The organism is Streptomyces sp. NBC_00466, assembly GCF_041433995.1.
Lineage (GTDB): Bacteria > Actinomycetota > Actinomycetes > Streptomycetales > Streptomycetaceae > Streptomyces.
On sequence record NZ_CP107896.1, the window covers coordinates 2,687,501 to 2,700,932 of the forward strand.

At 72.0% G+C, this 13,432-nt stretch carries 14 protein-coding genes (1 of these 14 only partly in view); 2 read left to right on the forward strand and 12 right to left on the reverse strand.

What is annotated here, in order from left to right:
- The 4 genes from proC to OG210_RS11850 form a co-directional block, all read right to left on the reverse strand.
- Positions 1-552, reverse strand: the 5' portion of a protein-coding gene (proC, locus tag OG210_RS11835; protein WP_328329792.1) for a pyrroline-5-carboxylate reductase. It extends 258 nt beyond the left edge of the window; 552 of the gene's 810 nt are visible here — the first part of the coding sequence; its start codon is at positions 550-552; the stop codon falls past the left edge of the window.
- A 246-nt stretch (positions 553-798) separates the two neighbouring features.
- Complete coding sequence (locus tag OG210_RS11840; RefSeq protein WP_328329790.1) at positions 799-1,536, reverse strand: ABC transporter permease; 738 nt, start codon at positions 1,534-1,536, stop codon at positions 799-801.
- Positions 1,533-2,363, reverse strand: coding sequence for an ABC transporter ATP-binding protein (locus OG210_RS11845; protein ID WP_328329788.1), 831 nt, complete (start codon positions 2,361-2,363; stop codon positions 1,533-1,535). Before OG210_RS11845 ends, OG210_RS11840 begins: the two co-directional genes overlap by 4 nt.
- A 67-nt stretch (positions 2,364-2,430) precedes the next feature.
- Entirely contained in the window at positions 2,431-3,183 is a 753-nt protein-coding gene (locus OG210_RS11850) for a class I SAM-dependent methyltransferase (RefSeq protein WP_328329786.1), read from the reverse strand.
- A 103-nt stretch (positions 3,184-3,286) separates the two neighbouring features.
- On the opposite strand from OG210_RS11850, the gene OG210_RS11855 reads away from it, so the two are divergent.
- Complete coding sequence (locus OG210_RS11855) at positions 3,287-3,757, forward strand: hypothetical protein (protein WP_328329784.1); 471 nt, start codon at positions 3,287-3,289, stop codon at positions 3,755-3,757.
- Positions 3,758-3,842: 85 nt separating this feature from the next.
- Here the strand turns inward: OG210_RS11855 and OG210_RS11860 are convergent, their stop codons facing one another.
- The 7 genes from OG210_RS11860 to OG210_RS11890 all read right to left on the reverse strand — a co-directional run bounded on the left by OG210_RS11860 (position 3,843) and on the right by OG210_RS11890 (position 10,653).
- The gene (locus OG210_RS11860) at positions 3,843-4,616 is read right to left on the reverse strand and encodes a class I SAM-dependent methyltransferase (protein WP_328329781.1); all 774 of its coding nucleotides are present in this window, start codon (positions 4,614-4,616) and stop codon (positions 3,843-3,845) included.
- A gap of 107 nt (positions 4,617-4,723) precedes the next feature.
- Positions 4,724-5,308, reverse strand: a complete 585-nt coding sequence (locus tag OG210_RS11865; protein WP_371536240.1) for a hypothetical protein — start codon at positions 5,306-5,308, stop codon at positions 4,724-4,726.
- A gap of 118 nt (positions 5,309-5,426) precedes the next feature.
- Positions 5,427-5,963: a hypothetical protein gene (locus OG210_RS11870; RefSeq protein WP_328329779.1), complete on the reverse strand. Its 537-nt coding sequence runs from the start codon at positions 5,961-5,963 to the stop codon at positions 5,427-5,429.
- A gap of 143 nt (positions 5,964-6,106) precedes the next feature.
- On the reverse strand, positions 6,107-7,957 hold the full coding sequence (ilvD, locus tag OG210_RS11875; RefSeq protein ID WP_328329777.1) for a dihydroxy-acid dehydratase: 1,851 nt from the start codon (positions 7,955-7,957) through the stop codon (positions 6,107-6,109).
- 209 nt (positions 7,958-8,166) lie between these two features.
- Positions 8,167-8,829, reverse strand: a complete 663-nt coding sequence (locus OG210_RS11880; RefSeq protein ID WP_328335558.1) for a TetR family transcriptional regulator — start codon at positions 8,827-8,829, stop codon at positions 8,167-8,169.
- A gap of 5 nt (positions 8,830-8,834) precedes the next feature.
- Positions 8,835-9,653, reverse strand: coding sequence for a sugar phosphate isomerase/epimerase (locus OG210_RS11885; RefSeq protein ID WP_328329776.1), 819 nt, complete (start codon positions 9,651-9,653; stop codon positions 8,835-8,837).
- Between the two features lie 67 nt (positions 9,654-9,720).
- On the reverse strand, positions 9,721-10,653 hold the full coding sequence (locus OG210_RS11890; RefSeq protein WP_371536244.1) for a Ppx/GppA family phosphatase: 933 nt from the start codon (positions 10,651-10,653) through the stop codon (positions 9,721-9,723).
- Positions 10,654-10,730: 77 nt separating this feature from the next.
- On the opposite strand from OG210_RS11890, the gene OG210_RS11895 reads away from it, so the two are divergent.
- Positions 10,731-11,561: a hypothetical protein gene (locus OG210_RS11895; RefSeq protein ID WP_328329771.1), complete on the forward strand. Its 831-nt coding sequence runs from the start codon at positions 10,731-10,733 to the stop codon at positions 11,559-11,561.
- Positions 11,562-11,624: 63 nt separating this feature from the next.
- Here the strand turns inward: OG210_RS11895 and OG210_RS11900 are convergent, their stop codons facing one another.
- Positions 11,625-13,331: a hypothetical protein gene (locus tag OG210_RS11900; RefSeq protein WP_328329769.1), complete on the reverse strand. Its 1,707-nt coding sequence runs from the start codon at positions 13,329-13,331 to the stop codon at positions 11,625-11,627.
- Positions 13,332-13,432 lie beyond the last annotated feature (101 nt).

Below are 13,432 nucleotides of genomic sequence, written 5' to 3' on the forward strand. Positions count from 1 at the left end.
CATCGCCTCGACCAGGTAGTAGAAGTACGCCGGGCCGGAGCCGGAGAGCGCGGTGGCCGCGTCCTGCTGGGTCTCGGGGACGCGGAGGGTCTTGCCCACGCCGCCGAAGATCTCGTCGGCGTGGGCCAGGTGTGCCTCCGTCGCGTGGCTGCCGGGCGAGATGACGGACATCGCCTCGTCCACCAGGGCGGGGGTGTTCGTCATGACCCGGACGACCGGGGTGCCTGCGGCGAGGCGCTCCTCGAAGAAGGCGGTGGGGATGCCGGCGGCTCCGCTGATGACCAGGCGGTCCGCGGGGACGTGGGGGGCGAGTTCGTCGAGGAGCGTGCCCATGTCCTGCGGCTTCACCGTGAGGATGAGGATGTCGGCCCGCTCGGCCGCCTCCTGGTTGGTGACCGGTTCCACGGCGTAGCGGGTGCGGAGCTCTTCCGCCCGGGCGGGGCGGCGGGTGGTGACGAGGAGGTTGGCGGGGGGCCAGCCTGCGCGGAGCATTCCGCTCAGGAGGGCTTCGCCGATCTTGCCTGTGCCTAGGACTGCGACTGTCTGGGCCATGGCTCTGTTCACCTCGCCGGTTGGAGCTTGCTTCTGTCTGGCTGTGCGGCTGTGGGGCCGGCTGCCTGGTGCCTGGCCGGCCGGCTGCGTGCCTGTTCGGCACTCGGGCCATCCTTGCATCGGGGCGGGGGTGGGTGTGGGGGGTGTCCGACCGGTGGTACGTGGGGACCTGCGCGGTGGGGTGGGCACGGGAAGGGCTGATTTCGCGGGTCCCGGCAGTGGAGGGACCGGGCGCCGAATCCTCGGTTACGTCGTCCGGCGGCGCAGTGTTGCCGCGCCCAGGGCCAGGACCAGGAGCGCGCAGCCTCCTACGATCCCTACGTCGCGTACGAACGTCGTCGTCATGGCGCCGTGTTGCAGTACCTGGTTCATCGCGTCCACCGCGTACGACATCGGCAGCACATTGGAGAGGTCCTCCAGGAGCGGCTGCATCTGGCCTCGTGGGGTGAACAGGCCGCAGAGCAGCAGCTGGGGGAAGATCACCGCCGGCATGAACTGGACTGCCTGGAACTCCGAGGCCGCGAACGCCGAGACGAACAGGCCCAGCGCCGTTCCCAGCAGTGCGTCGAGGAGGGCCACCAGGAGCAGGAGCCAGGGGGAGCCCGTGACGTTCAGGTCCAGGAGCCAGACCGAGAGCGCCGTGGCCAGGGCGGACTGGACGATCGCCAGGAGGCCGAAGGCCAGTGCGTACCCGGCGATGATGTCGGCCTTGCCGATCGGGAGGGACAGCAGGCGCTCCAGGGTGCCCGACGTGCGTTCGCGCAGGGTCGCGATCGAGGTCACCAGGAACATCGTGATCAGCGGGAAGACACCCAGGAGCGATGCGCCGATCGCGTCGAACGTCTGCGGGGACGCGTCGAACACGTACCGCAGCAGCGTGATCATGGCTGCCGGGATCAGCAGCAGGAGGGCGATCGTGCGGGGGTCGTGGCGCAGTTGGCGCAGGACCCGGCTGGTGGTGGCGAGGGTGTGGGTGAGGTTCATCGGGGCGTCTCCCGTGCCGCGTCGACCAGGTGGAGGAAGGCCGCCTCGACGGTCGGGGCCTGGATGCGGGTGCGCAGTTCGTCCGGGGTGCCCTCGGCCAGGATCTCGCCCTCGCGCATGAGGAGCAGGCGGTGGCAGCGTTCCGCCTCGTCCATGACGTGGGAGGACACGAGCAGGGTGGTGCCGGCGTCGGCCAGGGTGTGGAAGAGGTTCCAGAGGTCTCTGCGCAGCACCGGGTCCAGTCCTACGGTCGGCTCGTCCAGGACCAGGAGTTCCGGGGTGCCGAGCAGGGCCGCGGCCAGCGAGACGCGGCTGCGCTGGCCGCCGGAGAGGTTGCCCGCCAGGGCTTTCGCGTGCGCGGTCAGGTCGACCTGTTCGATGACGTGCCGGACGTTGGCGCGGGCGCCCAGGATCGAGGCGAAGTAGTCCAGGTTCTGGTGGACCGTGAGGTCGTCGTAGATGGACGGGGCCTGGGTCACGTAGCCGATACGGCGGCGCAGCGGGGCGTCGCCCGCCGGGTGGTCCAGCACGGTGAGGGTGCCGGTGACCTTGGCCTGGGTGCCTACGACCGCCCGCATCAGGGTGGACTTCCCGCAGCCGGACGGGCCGAGCAGACCGGTGATCCGGCCGGCGGGGACGGTGAAGTCCAGGTCGCGCAGGACGGGTCGGGAGCCTCTGACCACGGACAGGCCCCGGGCCTCGATGGCTTGTGGGGCCTGGGTGGGTTGCGGCGCGCCTGTTCCTGGTGCGGTGCTGTCGGATCGGGGCGAGCGGTGTGGTGGCGGTGTCGCCGGGTGGTCCGGTGCACCGCTCGTAGAATTCATCATGCGATGAATAATTCTCCCGGCAGTCGGTTCCGTCAAGGGAGCCCGCCTGCCGGGTGCGCTGTCGCCGTCAGCGGATCGCCACGCAGAGGTCGACCGCGTACTCCTCACGGACCATGCCCTGTGGGAAGAGGTCCCGCAGGACGGTGCGCTCCTGGTCGGTGAAGTCTCTGGTCGCTTTCTCCCCCGCGACCAGGAACACGGAGTGGCTGGCCAGATTGGCGAGGTGGGCGTCGATGGAGACCTCGCGGGTCCAGAGGACTGTGCGGTCGGTGAAGTCCAGGCCGCCGGCCTGGAGCGTCCGCCCGGCCGTGCCGTGTGCGCCGAACACGATGTCGGAGCCGCCGAGGAAGCGCCCGATCCTGTTCTTCTGGTCGGCGATCCACTGCACCCCGTGGTCCGCGACGTTCCACCAGAGGGCGAGCGCACCGCCGGGCCGCAGGACCCGCATCGCCTCGGGTGCCGAGCGGTCCGGGTCCGTCCAGTGCCAGGCCTGGGCGTACGTGATGAAGTCCGCCGACGCGTCGGCGAGCGGGAGGTTGTTCCCGTCGCCGCGCACCACCGGGACGCCGGGCAGCGTGCGGCGGAACTGTTCCGCCATGCCGTCGCCCGGCTCGACCGCGACGACTTGGGCGCCGCGTTCGTGGAGGAGGGCGGTGGCTATGCCGGTGCCCGCGCCGACGTCGGCGACCCGGGCGCCGGCCAGCGGGCGCCCCGCGAGTTCTTCCACGGCGTCGAGGAGGGCGGGCGGATAGGACGGCCGGTTCGCCGCGTAGGCGGCTGCCGCCGCGTTGAAGGAGTGGGCGCGCGAGGTGGTTGTCATAGCGCCAACCCTGCCCGAGTCTCAGGGTTTTGGCCTTCACGTCGGGGGTGCGTCAGGGGCATCCCCGATAGCCTTCGGCAGGTCGGCGGCGGACTGTGGAGGCATGACGCAGAACCTTGGAAAGTCCGGGCAGGAGATGTCCAGATCCGAGCAGCGCAGCCTGGCCGTCGCCTCAGCGACGCTCGGGCCGTGGCGGTCCGCCGCGGCCGTCGGCGCGATGGGCGGCGCGGTCTCGTTCGGGATCTCGGCGCTCGCCGAGGGGGTGGGGGCGCACTCCGTGACCACCGCGATCTCGGTCGCGCTCTCCCTGTTCTTCATCGTGGGCGGCGCGGGGGCCGCGCTCGGCCGGCGGCAGGCGGCGCGGGTCGATCAGCGGATCAGGCGGTGGTCCGCCGAGCACCCCTGGCGGGTCGCGGCCGTGCCCGCGGTACTGATGGCTGTCAGTGACCTGGTGGTGCGCCAACTGCTCGGATCGGAAAGCTTTTTCAGCAGTTTGGGGGACGCGGTGTGGCGCGGGGTTGTCGTCGGTGGAGTCGTCGGGCTGGTGAGGAGGTTCGGGGGACGGCGGGGCTGACAGCGGGTCCGGGTCGGGGGTGACGGTGCCTCCGGTGCTGCCTGGTGCTGCCTCCGGTGTTCCCTGACGGTGCCTTCGGGGAAGGCTAGTTCGCCGGTTTCCGTACGGCCGTGAGGTTGATGACGTACTCCTCCCGCACCCTGCCGTCCGGGAAGATCCGCAGCAGTTCCGCCCGCTCGTCCGCCAGGGCCGGGGCCGCCTCCTTCTCCGGCGCGGCCGCCACGTACGAACGGCTGCTCAGCTGGGCGATGTGGGTGTCGATGTGCACCTCGCGCGACCACTGCAGGCGGCGGAAGGCCGGGGTCAGGCCGTCGTACAGCGTCTTGATGATCACGGGGGCCCTGGGCGCCGTGCCGTAGCGGTAGTACTCGGGGAGCCGCTTCTGCAGCCGCGCCTCCTGGTCCGCGGCCCAGCGGACGGACAGGTCCGGGACGTTCCACCAGAGGGCCAGCACCCCGCGCGGCTTCAGGACCCGCAGGGCTTCGGGGACCGAGCGGGTCGGTTCCGTCCAGTGCCAGGCCTGCGCGTACGTGACGAAGTCGGCGCAGCCCGATGCGAGTGGGAGAGCGTCGCCCACGCCCTGCACCAGCGGCACGCCGGGGAGGGCGGAGCGCAGCTGTGCGGCCATGCCAGGGCCCGGTTCGACCGCGACCACCTCGGCGCCGCGGTCCCGCAGCAGTCCGGTGGCTATGCCCGTGCCCGCGCCGACGTCGACCACGTACGCGCCCTTGAGCGGTCGGTGCGCCATCGCTTCCACGGCGTCGAAGAGCTCGGGCGGATATCCGGGGCGCGCTGCGGCGTACTGAGCCGCGACCCGGTCCGATGACAGTGCGAGTTCCGTCATGTCTGACATCTTCATGTCCGACATCTTCGTGGTGGACGAGCGCCGGGAACAGAGGCAGGGAAGGGTGGGCAGGGGGCTCCACGCCGGGGGTGCCGGGCTGCCCGGTGGTCTGCGTACGGCGCTCAGCCGCGCTTGGACTTCGGCTTCCTGCGGGCTGCCGGGTTCCCGGCGCGGGCTCCCCGGCGCTTCTCGTACGCCGCTGCGGCCGTCTCGTACTCGGTGCGGCGCAGTCGCTCGCCGGGGGCCTCGGTCAGGGAACGGATGAAGTACGCGAGGAGCGAGCCGATGAAGCCGATCGCCTTCAGGCTGCGCAGGGATTCCTCGCGGGCCGGATCGGCGGGGCGGCGGCGGAAGCCGTCCCAGGTGCGGGCGAAGGCGACAGCGCTGCAGACGGCGAATACGGCCACGAAGAGGACGGACGCGAAGCTGCCGATGTCGGCGGTCTCCACACCCTGGTAGGCGAGCCGCATCACGAAGCACGCGGCGACCGTCGTGACCAGTGCGCCGGCGGCGACCGCCGCGCGCCGCAGCCCGTATCCGCCGTCGTGGCCGACCCAGGTCGTACCGAAGAAGCGGATGGTCTCGGGCTGCGGCCCGCCGGGCGTACGGTCCTGGCCGGCCTGGCCGGTCCTGCCGGCCTTGCCGCCCGGAGTGGCGGTCTTCGCGGTGCCGTCGCCGTTGTCGCCGTTCTCGCCGTTGTCGCTCACGGGCCCGATTATCCCCCGCTGCCGGGCGGCGGACGGCCGCCGGGGGTCAGCGGGTGGACTTCAGGCCGGTGGACTTCAGGCCGGTGAGGGCCAGGCGGCGCGGTTCAGGCGGTGCGGTTCAGCCGCAGTGGGTCCATGGGCTCGTGTAGGTGTACGTGCCGACGCCGGCCTCGATCATGCCGCCCCACCGCACGCAGGAGTGGGCGGCCTTGAGCCGCACCGGGCCCGCGTACGAGGAGAACCTGCCCTGGTCCTTGGCCTGGCCGTCGCCCTGGACGTCGAGCCAGGCCCCCGTGGGCATGGTCATACCCGCGGTGGCGCGGCTGTGGTCGGTGACGACGCAGTTGTAGCCGGTCTTCGAGTTGTAGAGGAGATGGACGCGGGCGAATTCGACCCGCCCGTTGGTGAAGGTGTGGGAATCGATCTCCCGGTAGCCGGAGCCGCAGAGGCCCGCCGGCGTGGCCGCGGGTGCCGCGGCGGGAGCGGCCGCCGGTGCGGCGGCGGGAGCCGCGGTCGCCGGGACGATCCCGGTCAACGCGAAGCCTCCGACGGCTGCCGCGATGACGGTCGGCCTCTGGATGAACTGACGCATGAGCCGGCGGATCGACTGACGTGCGGGCCGGCGGATGGACTCACGGCGGATGGACTGAAGCATGGGCTGACGCGTGGGCTGACGCAAAGTGCCCCCAATGTTGATCATGCCAGGGAAGGGAAGGGGGTAGCGTAACGCACCGGCCCGGACACACACAGTGATGAAAGTGTGTGGATCCGGGCCGGTTGTGCAGGCGGGTGCGGTGGTCAGCCGAGCTTCGAGACGTCCCTGACGGCGCCGCGGTCGGCGCTGGTCGCCATGGCCGCGTATGCCTTCAGTGCCTGCGAGACCTTGCGTTCGCGGTTCTTCGGGGCGTACACGCCATTCAGCGCGGCGCGACGGGTCGCCAGTTCCTCGTCGGAGACCAGAAGCTCGATCGAGCGGTCCGGGATGGCGATGCGGATGCGGTCGCCGTCCTCGACGAGCGCGATGGTGCCGCCCGCCGCCGCCTCGGGCGACGCGTGCCCGATCGACAGGCCCGACGTACCGCCGGAGAAGCGGCCGTCGGTGACCAGGGCGCAGACCTTGCCGAGGCCGCGGCCCTTGAGGAAGGACGTCGGGTAGAGCATCTCCTGCATACCGGGGCCGCCCTTGGGGCCCTCGTAGCGGATGACGACGACGTCGCCCGCGGTGATCTCCTTGCGGAGGATCTTGTCGACGGCCTCCTCCTGGGACTCGCAGACCACGGCGGGACCCTCGAAGGTCCAGATCGACTCGTCGACGCCTGCCGTCTTCACGACGCAGCCGTCCACGGCGAGGTTGCCCTTGAGGACCGCGAGGCCGCCGTCCTTGGAGTACGCGTGCTCGGCGTCGCGGATGCAGCCGCCCGCCGCATCCGTGTCGAGGGTGTCCCAGCGCTCGGACTGCGAGAACGCCTCGGCGGAGCGGACACAGCCGGGGGCCGCGTGCCACAGCTCGACCGCCTCGGCCGACGGGGATCCGCCGCGCACGTCCCAGGTCTTCAGCCAGTCGGCCAGCGACGGCGAGTGGACCGAGTGCACGTCCTCGTTGAGCATGCCGCCCCGGTACAGCTCACCGAGGATGGCGGGGATACCGCCGGCCCGGTGCACGTCCTCCATGTAGTACGTGCCGCCGGGGGCGACGTTCGGCGCGACCTTGGACAGGCACGGGACGCGGCGCGAGACCTCGTCCATGTCGGCCAGACCGTACGGGAGTCCGGCCTCCTGCGCGGCTGCCAGCAGGTGCAGGATCGTGTTGGTCGAGCCGCCCATGGAGATGTCGAGCGCCATCGCGTTGTCGAAGGCGGCGCGGCTGGCGATGGCCCGCGGCAGAACGCTCTCGTCGTCCTGCTCGTAGTGGCGCTTGGTGATCTCCACGACCGTGCGGCCCGCGTTCTCGTACAGCGCCTTGCGGGCGGTGTGGGTGGCGAGCACCGAGCCGTTGCCGGGGAGCGCCAGGCCGAGGGCCTCGGTCAGGCAGTTCATCGAGTTGGCCGTGAACATGCCCGAGCAGCTGCCGCAGGTGGGGCAGGCGTTCTCCTCGATACGGAGGATGTCCTCGTCCGAGACGCTCTCGTCGACCGCGTCGCTGATGGCGTTGACCAGGTCGAGCTTGCGGACCGTGCCGTCGACCAGGGTCGCCTTGCCGGCCTCCATCGGGCCGCCGGAGACGAAGACCGTGGGGATGTTGAGGCGCAGCGCGGCCATCAGCATGCCCGGGGTGATCTTGTCGCAGTTGGAGATGCAGATCAGGGCGTCCGCGCAGTGCGCCTCGACCATGTACTCGACGCTGTCCGCGATCAGGTCGCGCGAGGGGAGGCTGTAGAGCATCCCGCCGTGGCCCATCGCGATGCCGTCGTCCACGGCGATGGTGTTGAACTCGCGGGGCACCGCGCCCGCCGCCTTGATCGCCTCGGAGACGATCCGGCCGACCGGCTGGAGGTGGGTGTGGCCCGGCACGAACTCGGTGAACGAGTTGGCGACCGCGATGATCGGCTTGCCGATGTCCTCGCTCGCTACGCCCGAGGCTCGCATGAGGGCACGGGCGCCCGCCATGTTGCGGCCGTGGGTGACTGTGCGGGACCTCAGCTCGGGCATCGTGGCTCGCTCCTTAGGCAGATGTGACTGCCGTCGAGCCTACGCCTGCCCTCCAAGATCCGGACGCCTCGTCCGGATTACGGGACGGATGCCGGGACGGATACCGGGATGGACCGGGGGAGGTTACGTGGCAGGTCGCGGGAGGCCGAGGGGCGGATCGCGGGGCGGTCACGGGTGCGGGAGCCCGCCCCGCCGGGCCGTCCGCGGCCTCACTCCGTCAGGTACCTCTGCAGCGTCGGGGCGACCATTTCCACGATGTCGTCCACCTCGGCCGACGCCATCGGCTCCATCTTGATCACGTACCGCATCATCGCGATACCGACCATGTGCGAGGCCGCCAGCTCGGCCCGGAACTGCGGGTCCGGTACGTCGAGATCCGCCGCCACCCGTTCGAGTACGCGCTGGAACACGAAGCCGCGCAGCACCTTCCCCGCCGCCTCGTGCGTCAGTGCCGAGCGGACGATCGCCAGCAGCGGGGTGCGGGTCGCCGGGTTCTCCCAGACGCCGAGGAAGTAGCGGGCCAGCCGCTCGCCGATGCGCTCGGGGCCCGCCGCGAGCAGCGAGGTGACGAGCTGCCCGGGCTCCATCGTGACCTCGATCGCCGCCTCGAAGACCTCGTCCTTCGTACCGAAGTAGTGGTGGACGAGCGCCGCGTCGACCCCGGCCGCCTTCGCGATGGCGCGTACGGAGGTCTTGTCGTACCCCCGCTCGGAGAACTCCCTGCGGGCCGACTCCAGGATCCGGCTCCGCGCACCGCCGCCCTCGGCCGCCCGGTCGCGCGGCGGGCGGCCCCTGCGGCGGGCGGGGGCGGGACCGGGGGCGGACCCGGCGCCGGTGGGGGCGCCGCTGTCGTCGCCGGCCGGGCCGGGCATGGGTGTCATGGGTGGTGCACCCGGGTCGCCAGGTGGAGGCGGGTGAAGGCGAGGGCCTCCGCCAGGTCCGCCTCACGTTCCGCGGTGGACATCGCGCGGCGGGTGTTGACCTCGATGACGACATGGCCGTCGAAGCCGCTGCCCGCGAGCCCTTCGAGCAGTTCCGCGCAGGGCTGGGTGCCGCGGCCGGGCACCAGGTGCTCGTCCTTGCCGGAACCGCGGCCGTCCGCGAGGTGCACATGGGCCAGCCGCGAGCCCATCCGGCCGATCATCGCCATCGCGTCGGTACGGGCGGTCGCCGTGTGCGAGAGGTCCGCCGTGAAGTGGCGGTAGTCGTCGCTGGTGACGTCCCAGTCGGGGGCGTACGCGAGCATCTCGCGGTCCCGGTAGCGCCACGGGTACATGTTCTCCACGGCGAACCGCACATCGGTCTCGTCCGCCATCCGCCAGATCCCGTCGACGAAGTCACGGGCGTACGAGCGCTGCCAGCGGAAGGGCGGGTGGACGACGACGGTGGAGGCGCCGAGCCGCTCGGCGGCCGACTTGGCGCGCTGGAGCTTGGTCCAGGGGTCGGTGGACCAGACCCGCTGGGTGATCAGCAGACACGGCGCGTGTACGGCGAGGACCGGAATCCGGTGGTGGTCGGAGAGTCTGCGCAGCGCCTCGATGTCCTGGCTGACGGGATCCGTCCACACCATGACCTCGACGCCGTCGTAGCCGAGGCGCGCGGCGATCTCGAAGGCCGTCGCCGTCGACTCCGGATACACGGACGCCGTGGACAGCGCGACCTTCGCATCCGGGATGCGCACCACTGGTTCTGCCACGGAGACAGCGTACGGGCCCGCGCCCGGGGTCTTCCGTCCGGATCGGGTCCGACCCGGACAGGAGGCCCTACCTGACGGGCAGGTGGTCGAGGCGGCGCAGGATGACGCCCTCGCGCAGCGCCCAGGGGCAGACCTCCAGCTCCTCGACCCCGAGCAGGTCCATCGCACCCTCCGCGACCAGCGCTCCCGCGAGGAGCTGGGAGGCGCGGTCGGCGGAGACTCCGGGCAGCCGGGCGCGCTCGGCCGAGGTCATCGCGGCGAGCCTGGGGACCCACTCCTCAAGTGACTTACGACTCAGTCCGCGTGGGACGTACGGGCCGTCGCCGGAGCGCGCGGCGCCCGCGATGCGCGACAGCTGCTTGAAGGTCTTGGAGGTCGCGACCACCCGGTCCGGTCTGCCGAAGCGGGTGAACTCCCCCACGGTCCTGGCGATCTCCGTGCGGACATGGCGGCGCAGCGCCCTGACGTCCTGCGGGTCGGGGGAATCGCCCGGCAGCCAGGCGTGGGTCAGCCGGCCGGCGCCGAGCGGCAGGGAGACGGCCGCGTCGGGGTCCTCGTCGATGCCGTACGCGATCTCCAGCGATCCGCCGCCGATGTCGAGCAGCAGCAGCCGGCCGGCGGACCAGCCGAACCAGCGGCGGGCCGCGAGGAAGGTGAGCCGGGCCTCGTCGGCGCCGGTGAGGACTTGGAGGTCGACGCCGGTCTCGTCGCGCACCCGGGTCAGGACGTGGTCGGCGTTGGTGGCCTCGCGCACGGCGGACGTCGCGAACGACAGGACGCTCTCCGCGCCCTTGTCCTCGGCGGCCTGGAGGGCGTCGTTGACGGTGGCGACCAGCCGGTCTATGCCCTCGGGGCCGATCGCGCCTTCGCTGTCGAGCAGTTCGGCCAGGCGCAGCCCCACCTTGTGCGAGTGCGCGGGCAGCGGGCGGGCGCCGGGGTGGGCGTCGACCACCAGCAGGTGGACCGTGTTCGAACCGACGTCGAGGACTCCGAGTCTCATGGACGGAACGCTACTGGGCGGTGGCAAGCGGGTGGCCGTCCGGGCTGAGAGGGGTGGTGTCCCCGTACGCTGGGTGCGTGCCAAAGACGAAAAAGGCGAAGCAGGACAAAGCCGCCAAGCAGCCGAAGACGAAGAGTGACCAGCGCGGTAGTGACGCGCGCGGTAGTGACGAGCAGGGTCTGGACTTCGCCCGCGCCTGGGTCGAGTTCCCGGACCCCGCCGACGACGAACAGGTCTTCCGCTGCGACCTGACCTGGCTCACCTCGCGGTGGACCTGCATCTTCGGCAGCGGCTGCCAGGGCATCGAGGCGGGCCGCGCCGACGACGGCTGCTGCACGCTGGGGGCGCACTTCTCGGACGAGGACGACGAGCAGCGGGTGGCCGGCCATGTGGAACGGCTCACGCCGGACCTCTGGCAGTTCCACGACGTCGGTACGGAGACGGGGTGGGTCCAGCTCGACGAGGACGGGGAGCGCCAGACGCGGCGCTGGGAGGGTTCCTGCATCTTCCAGAACCGGCCCGGGTTCGCGGGCGGCGCGGGGTGCTCGCTGCACATCCTGGCACTGCGGGAGGGCAAGGAGCCGCTGGAGACGAAGCCGGACGTCTGCTGGCAGCTGCCGGTCCGCCGGACGTACGACTGGATCGAGCGGCCGGACGATTCGCGGGTGCTGCAGATCTCCATCGGCGAGTACGACCGGCGCGGCTGGGGTCCCGGCGGCCACGACCTGCACTGGTGGTGCACGTCGGCGACGTCCGCGCACGGCGCCGGCGACCCGGTCTATGTGACGTACCGGCCGGAGCTGGTCGAGCTGATGGGCGCGCCGGCTTACGACCGGCTGGTGGAGCTGTGCGAGGAGCGGGTCGCCGCGCTGCTCCCGATGGCCCCGCACCCGGCCGACCCGCGGTAGGCAGGGCCGGGGCGGCTGCTGGCTGCCGACTACTGCCGCTGGTTTCTCGTTACGGCTTTCCCGTTACGACGGTGAGGGTGTGCCCGGGGTCGACGGCGGTGATGTCGTCGGGGAGTCCGAGACGGTCGGGGTGGGGCTGGGCGTCGGGGCCGACGAGGTCGGTGTCGGCGTGGGCGTCGGGCGGCCCGAAGGGGCCGGTCCCGTGGTCGGACCGTTCGACGGGGTCGGGTTGCCGTGGCCGTGGTGACCGTGTCCGTGTCCGCGGCGGTGGCTTCCATCGCCCCGGCCGTACCCGTGGATCGAGACGACGGCGCCCGACGGATCGATGGCGATCTGGGCCGACCAGGCGCCCGACGGTTCGCCGCGGTGGTCCACGTACACCTGGATCGTGATCGAGCCGCCCGGCGACAGGACGCCCGACGCGCTGCTGAGGTAGAGCCACGGCGCACTTCTGGTGGCCGACCAGGAGAGCGGGCGGTCTCCGCCGTTGGTCAGGGTGATCGAGGTACGGCCGCCGGACGCGCGGGCCGCGACGGTGAGGCCGGCGGCGGCCGGCGAGCCGTCGCCCGCCTTCTTGTTCCCCGCGTCCGGGCTGATGACCTCGACGGACACGTCCGGCGAACTGCCGTCGTCGGCGAACGGGGTGTGCTGGGTACGGGCGTTGCCCGCGTTCTCGTAGTGCTCGTACGGGCTCGCGCCGTTGCCGCCCGGCCCGTCGGCCTCGCTCGACGTCACCGAACCGCCGTGCCCCTCTCCGGTGGAGGGCGCGTGGCGGTACGCCACCCACAGGGCCAGCACCGGAGCGGCGACGACCGTCGCGACGACGGTGGTCGTCACGGCGCGCGAGCGCAGCCGGTCGCGGCGGGCGGCCCGGTCCTTCGGGTCCAGCGGGAAGCCCGTGCGGCCGAAGCGCGGGGCGTGGCCACGGGGTGCGTGCAGCATCGCCGTGTACGCGGCGGATCGTTCCGCCACGACGAGCGGCAGGGCCGCGGGGGTGGCCGGTGTGACGCTGGAGCCGGGCCAGGGGCCCGCGGCTCCGGCGCGCTCGGCGACCCGGCGGCAGCGCGGGCAGTCGTCCACGTGCCGGACGAGTTCGCGGCGGAGCGCCGTGGAGAGCAGGACCCGGTTGTCGCCGGTGAGCCGGGCGACGCTCGGGCAGTTGCCGGTCTCGACGACGGCGAGGGCCGCGCGGGTCCGCTCGACCTCGCAGGCTCCGGCGGCCAGCAGTTCGCGGGCGGCCGCGTGCTCCAGGCCGAGTACGGCGGCGACTTCGCGCGGGCCGAGGCCATGGCGCACCGCGAGCTCCAGCGCCTCGCGCTGCTCGGGGGTGGTGCCGGCGGCCTCGGGCCAGGCCAGGGTGGCGAGATCGCGGCGCTGCCGCTCGGCGGCCTCGGCAGCGCCTGGCTGCTCGGGCTCGGATGCAGGCGCGGGCTCCGGCGTGCGGCCGGTGTGCGCGCCGGGGCGCAGCCTCTTCTGCTCGGCGAGCTTGCGCAGACAGGCCCAGCGCGCGAGGGCGTACAGCCAGGCCCGGCGGCTCCGCTCGCCCGAGGGACAGCGGCTGAACTGGCGTTCCGAGACGGCGAGCACCTCGCCGAGTACGGCGGTGGCCTCCGTGTGGTCGCACAGAACGGAGAGGCAGTAGGTGAAAAGACCGTCCAGATATGCCTCGTAACGGACCGGCGGCCGCTGTTCCGTCGGGCGGGGGGCGCGCCGGTGCGCCCGGTGTGCGCCGGTGGTGTGTGTGGGGTTCTCCAGCCTGCTGCTCGTCACCCGGCGACGGTAGGCCGGTAATAGCCGCCTTCTAGCACCTCTTGAGGGCATTTAATCCTTACGGGTGAACGTATCCCTCAAAAGGGGACAGGAATCCCGAA

Excerpts from the sequence above, each read along its gene's own strand:
- OG210_RS11840 (WP_328329790.1), bottom strand. The coding sequence starts at position 1,536 with ATGAACCTCACCCACACCCTCGCCACCACCAGCCGGGTCCTGCGCCAA.
- OG210_RS11845 (WP_328329788.1), bottom strand. The coding sequence starts at position 2,363 with ATGATGAATTCTACGAGCGGTGCACCGGACCACCCGGCGACACCGCCA.
- OG210_RS11850 (WP_328329786.1), bottom strand. The coding sequence starts at position 3,183 with ATGACAACCACCTCGCGCGCCCACTCCTTCAACGCGGCGGCAGCCGCC.
- OG210_RS11855 (WP_328329784.1), top strand. The coding sequence starts at position 3,287 with ATGACGCAGAACCTTGGAAAGTCCGGGCAGGAGATGTCCAGATCCGAG.
- OG210_RS11860 (WP_328329781.1), bottom strand. The coding sequence starts at position 4,616 with ATGAAGATGTCAGACATGACGGAACTCGCACTGTCATCGGACCGGGTC.
- OG210_RS11870 (WP_328329779.1), bottom strand. The coding sequence starts at position 5,963 with ATGCTTCAGTCCATCCGCCGTGAGTCCATCCGCCGGCCCGCACGTCAG.
- ilvD (WP_328329777.1), bottom strand. The coding sequence starts at position 7,957 with ATGCCCGAGCTGAGGTCCCGCACAGTCACCCACGGCCGCAACATGGCG.
- OG210_RS11880 (WP_328335558.1), bottom strand. The coding sequence starts at position 8,829 with ATGCCCGGCCCGGCCGGCGACGACAGCGGCGCCCCCACCGGCGCCGGG.
- OG210_RS11890 (WP_371536244.1), bottom strand. The coding sequence starts at position 10,653 with ATGAGACTCGGAGTCCTCGACGTCGGTTCGAACACGGTCCACCTGCTG.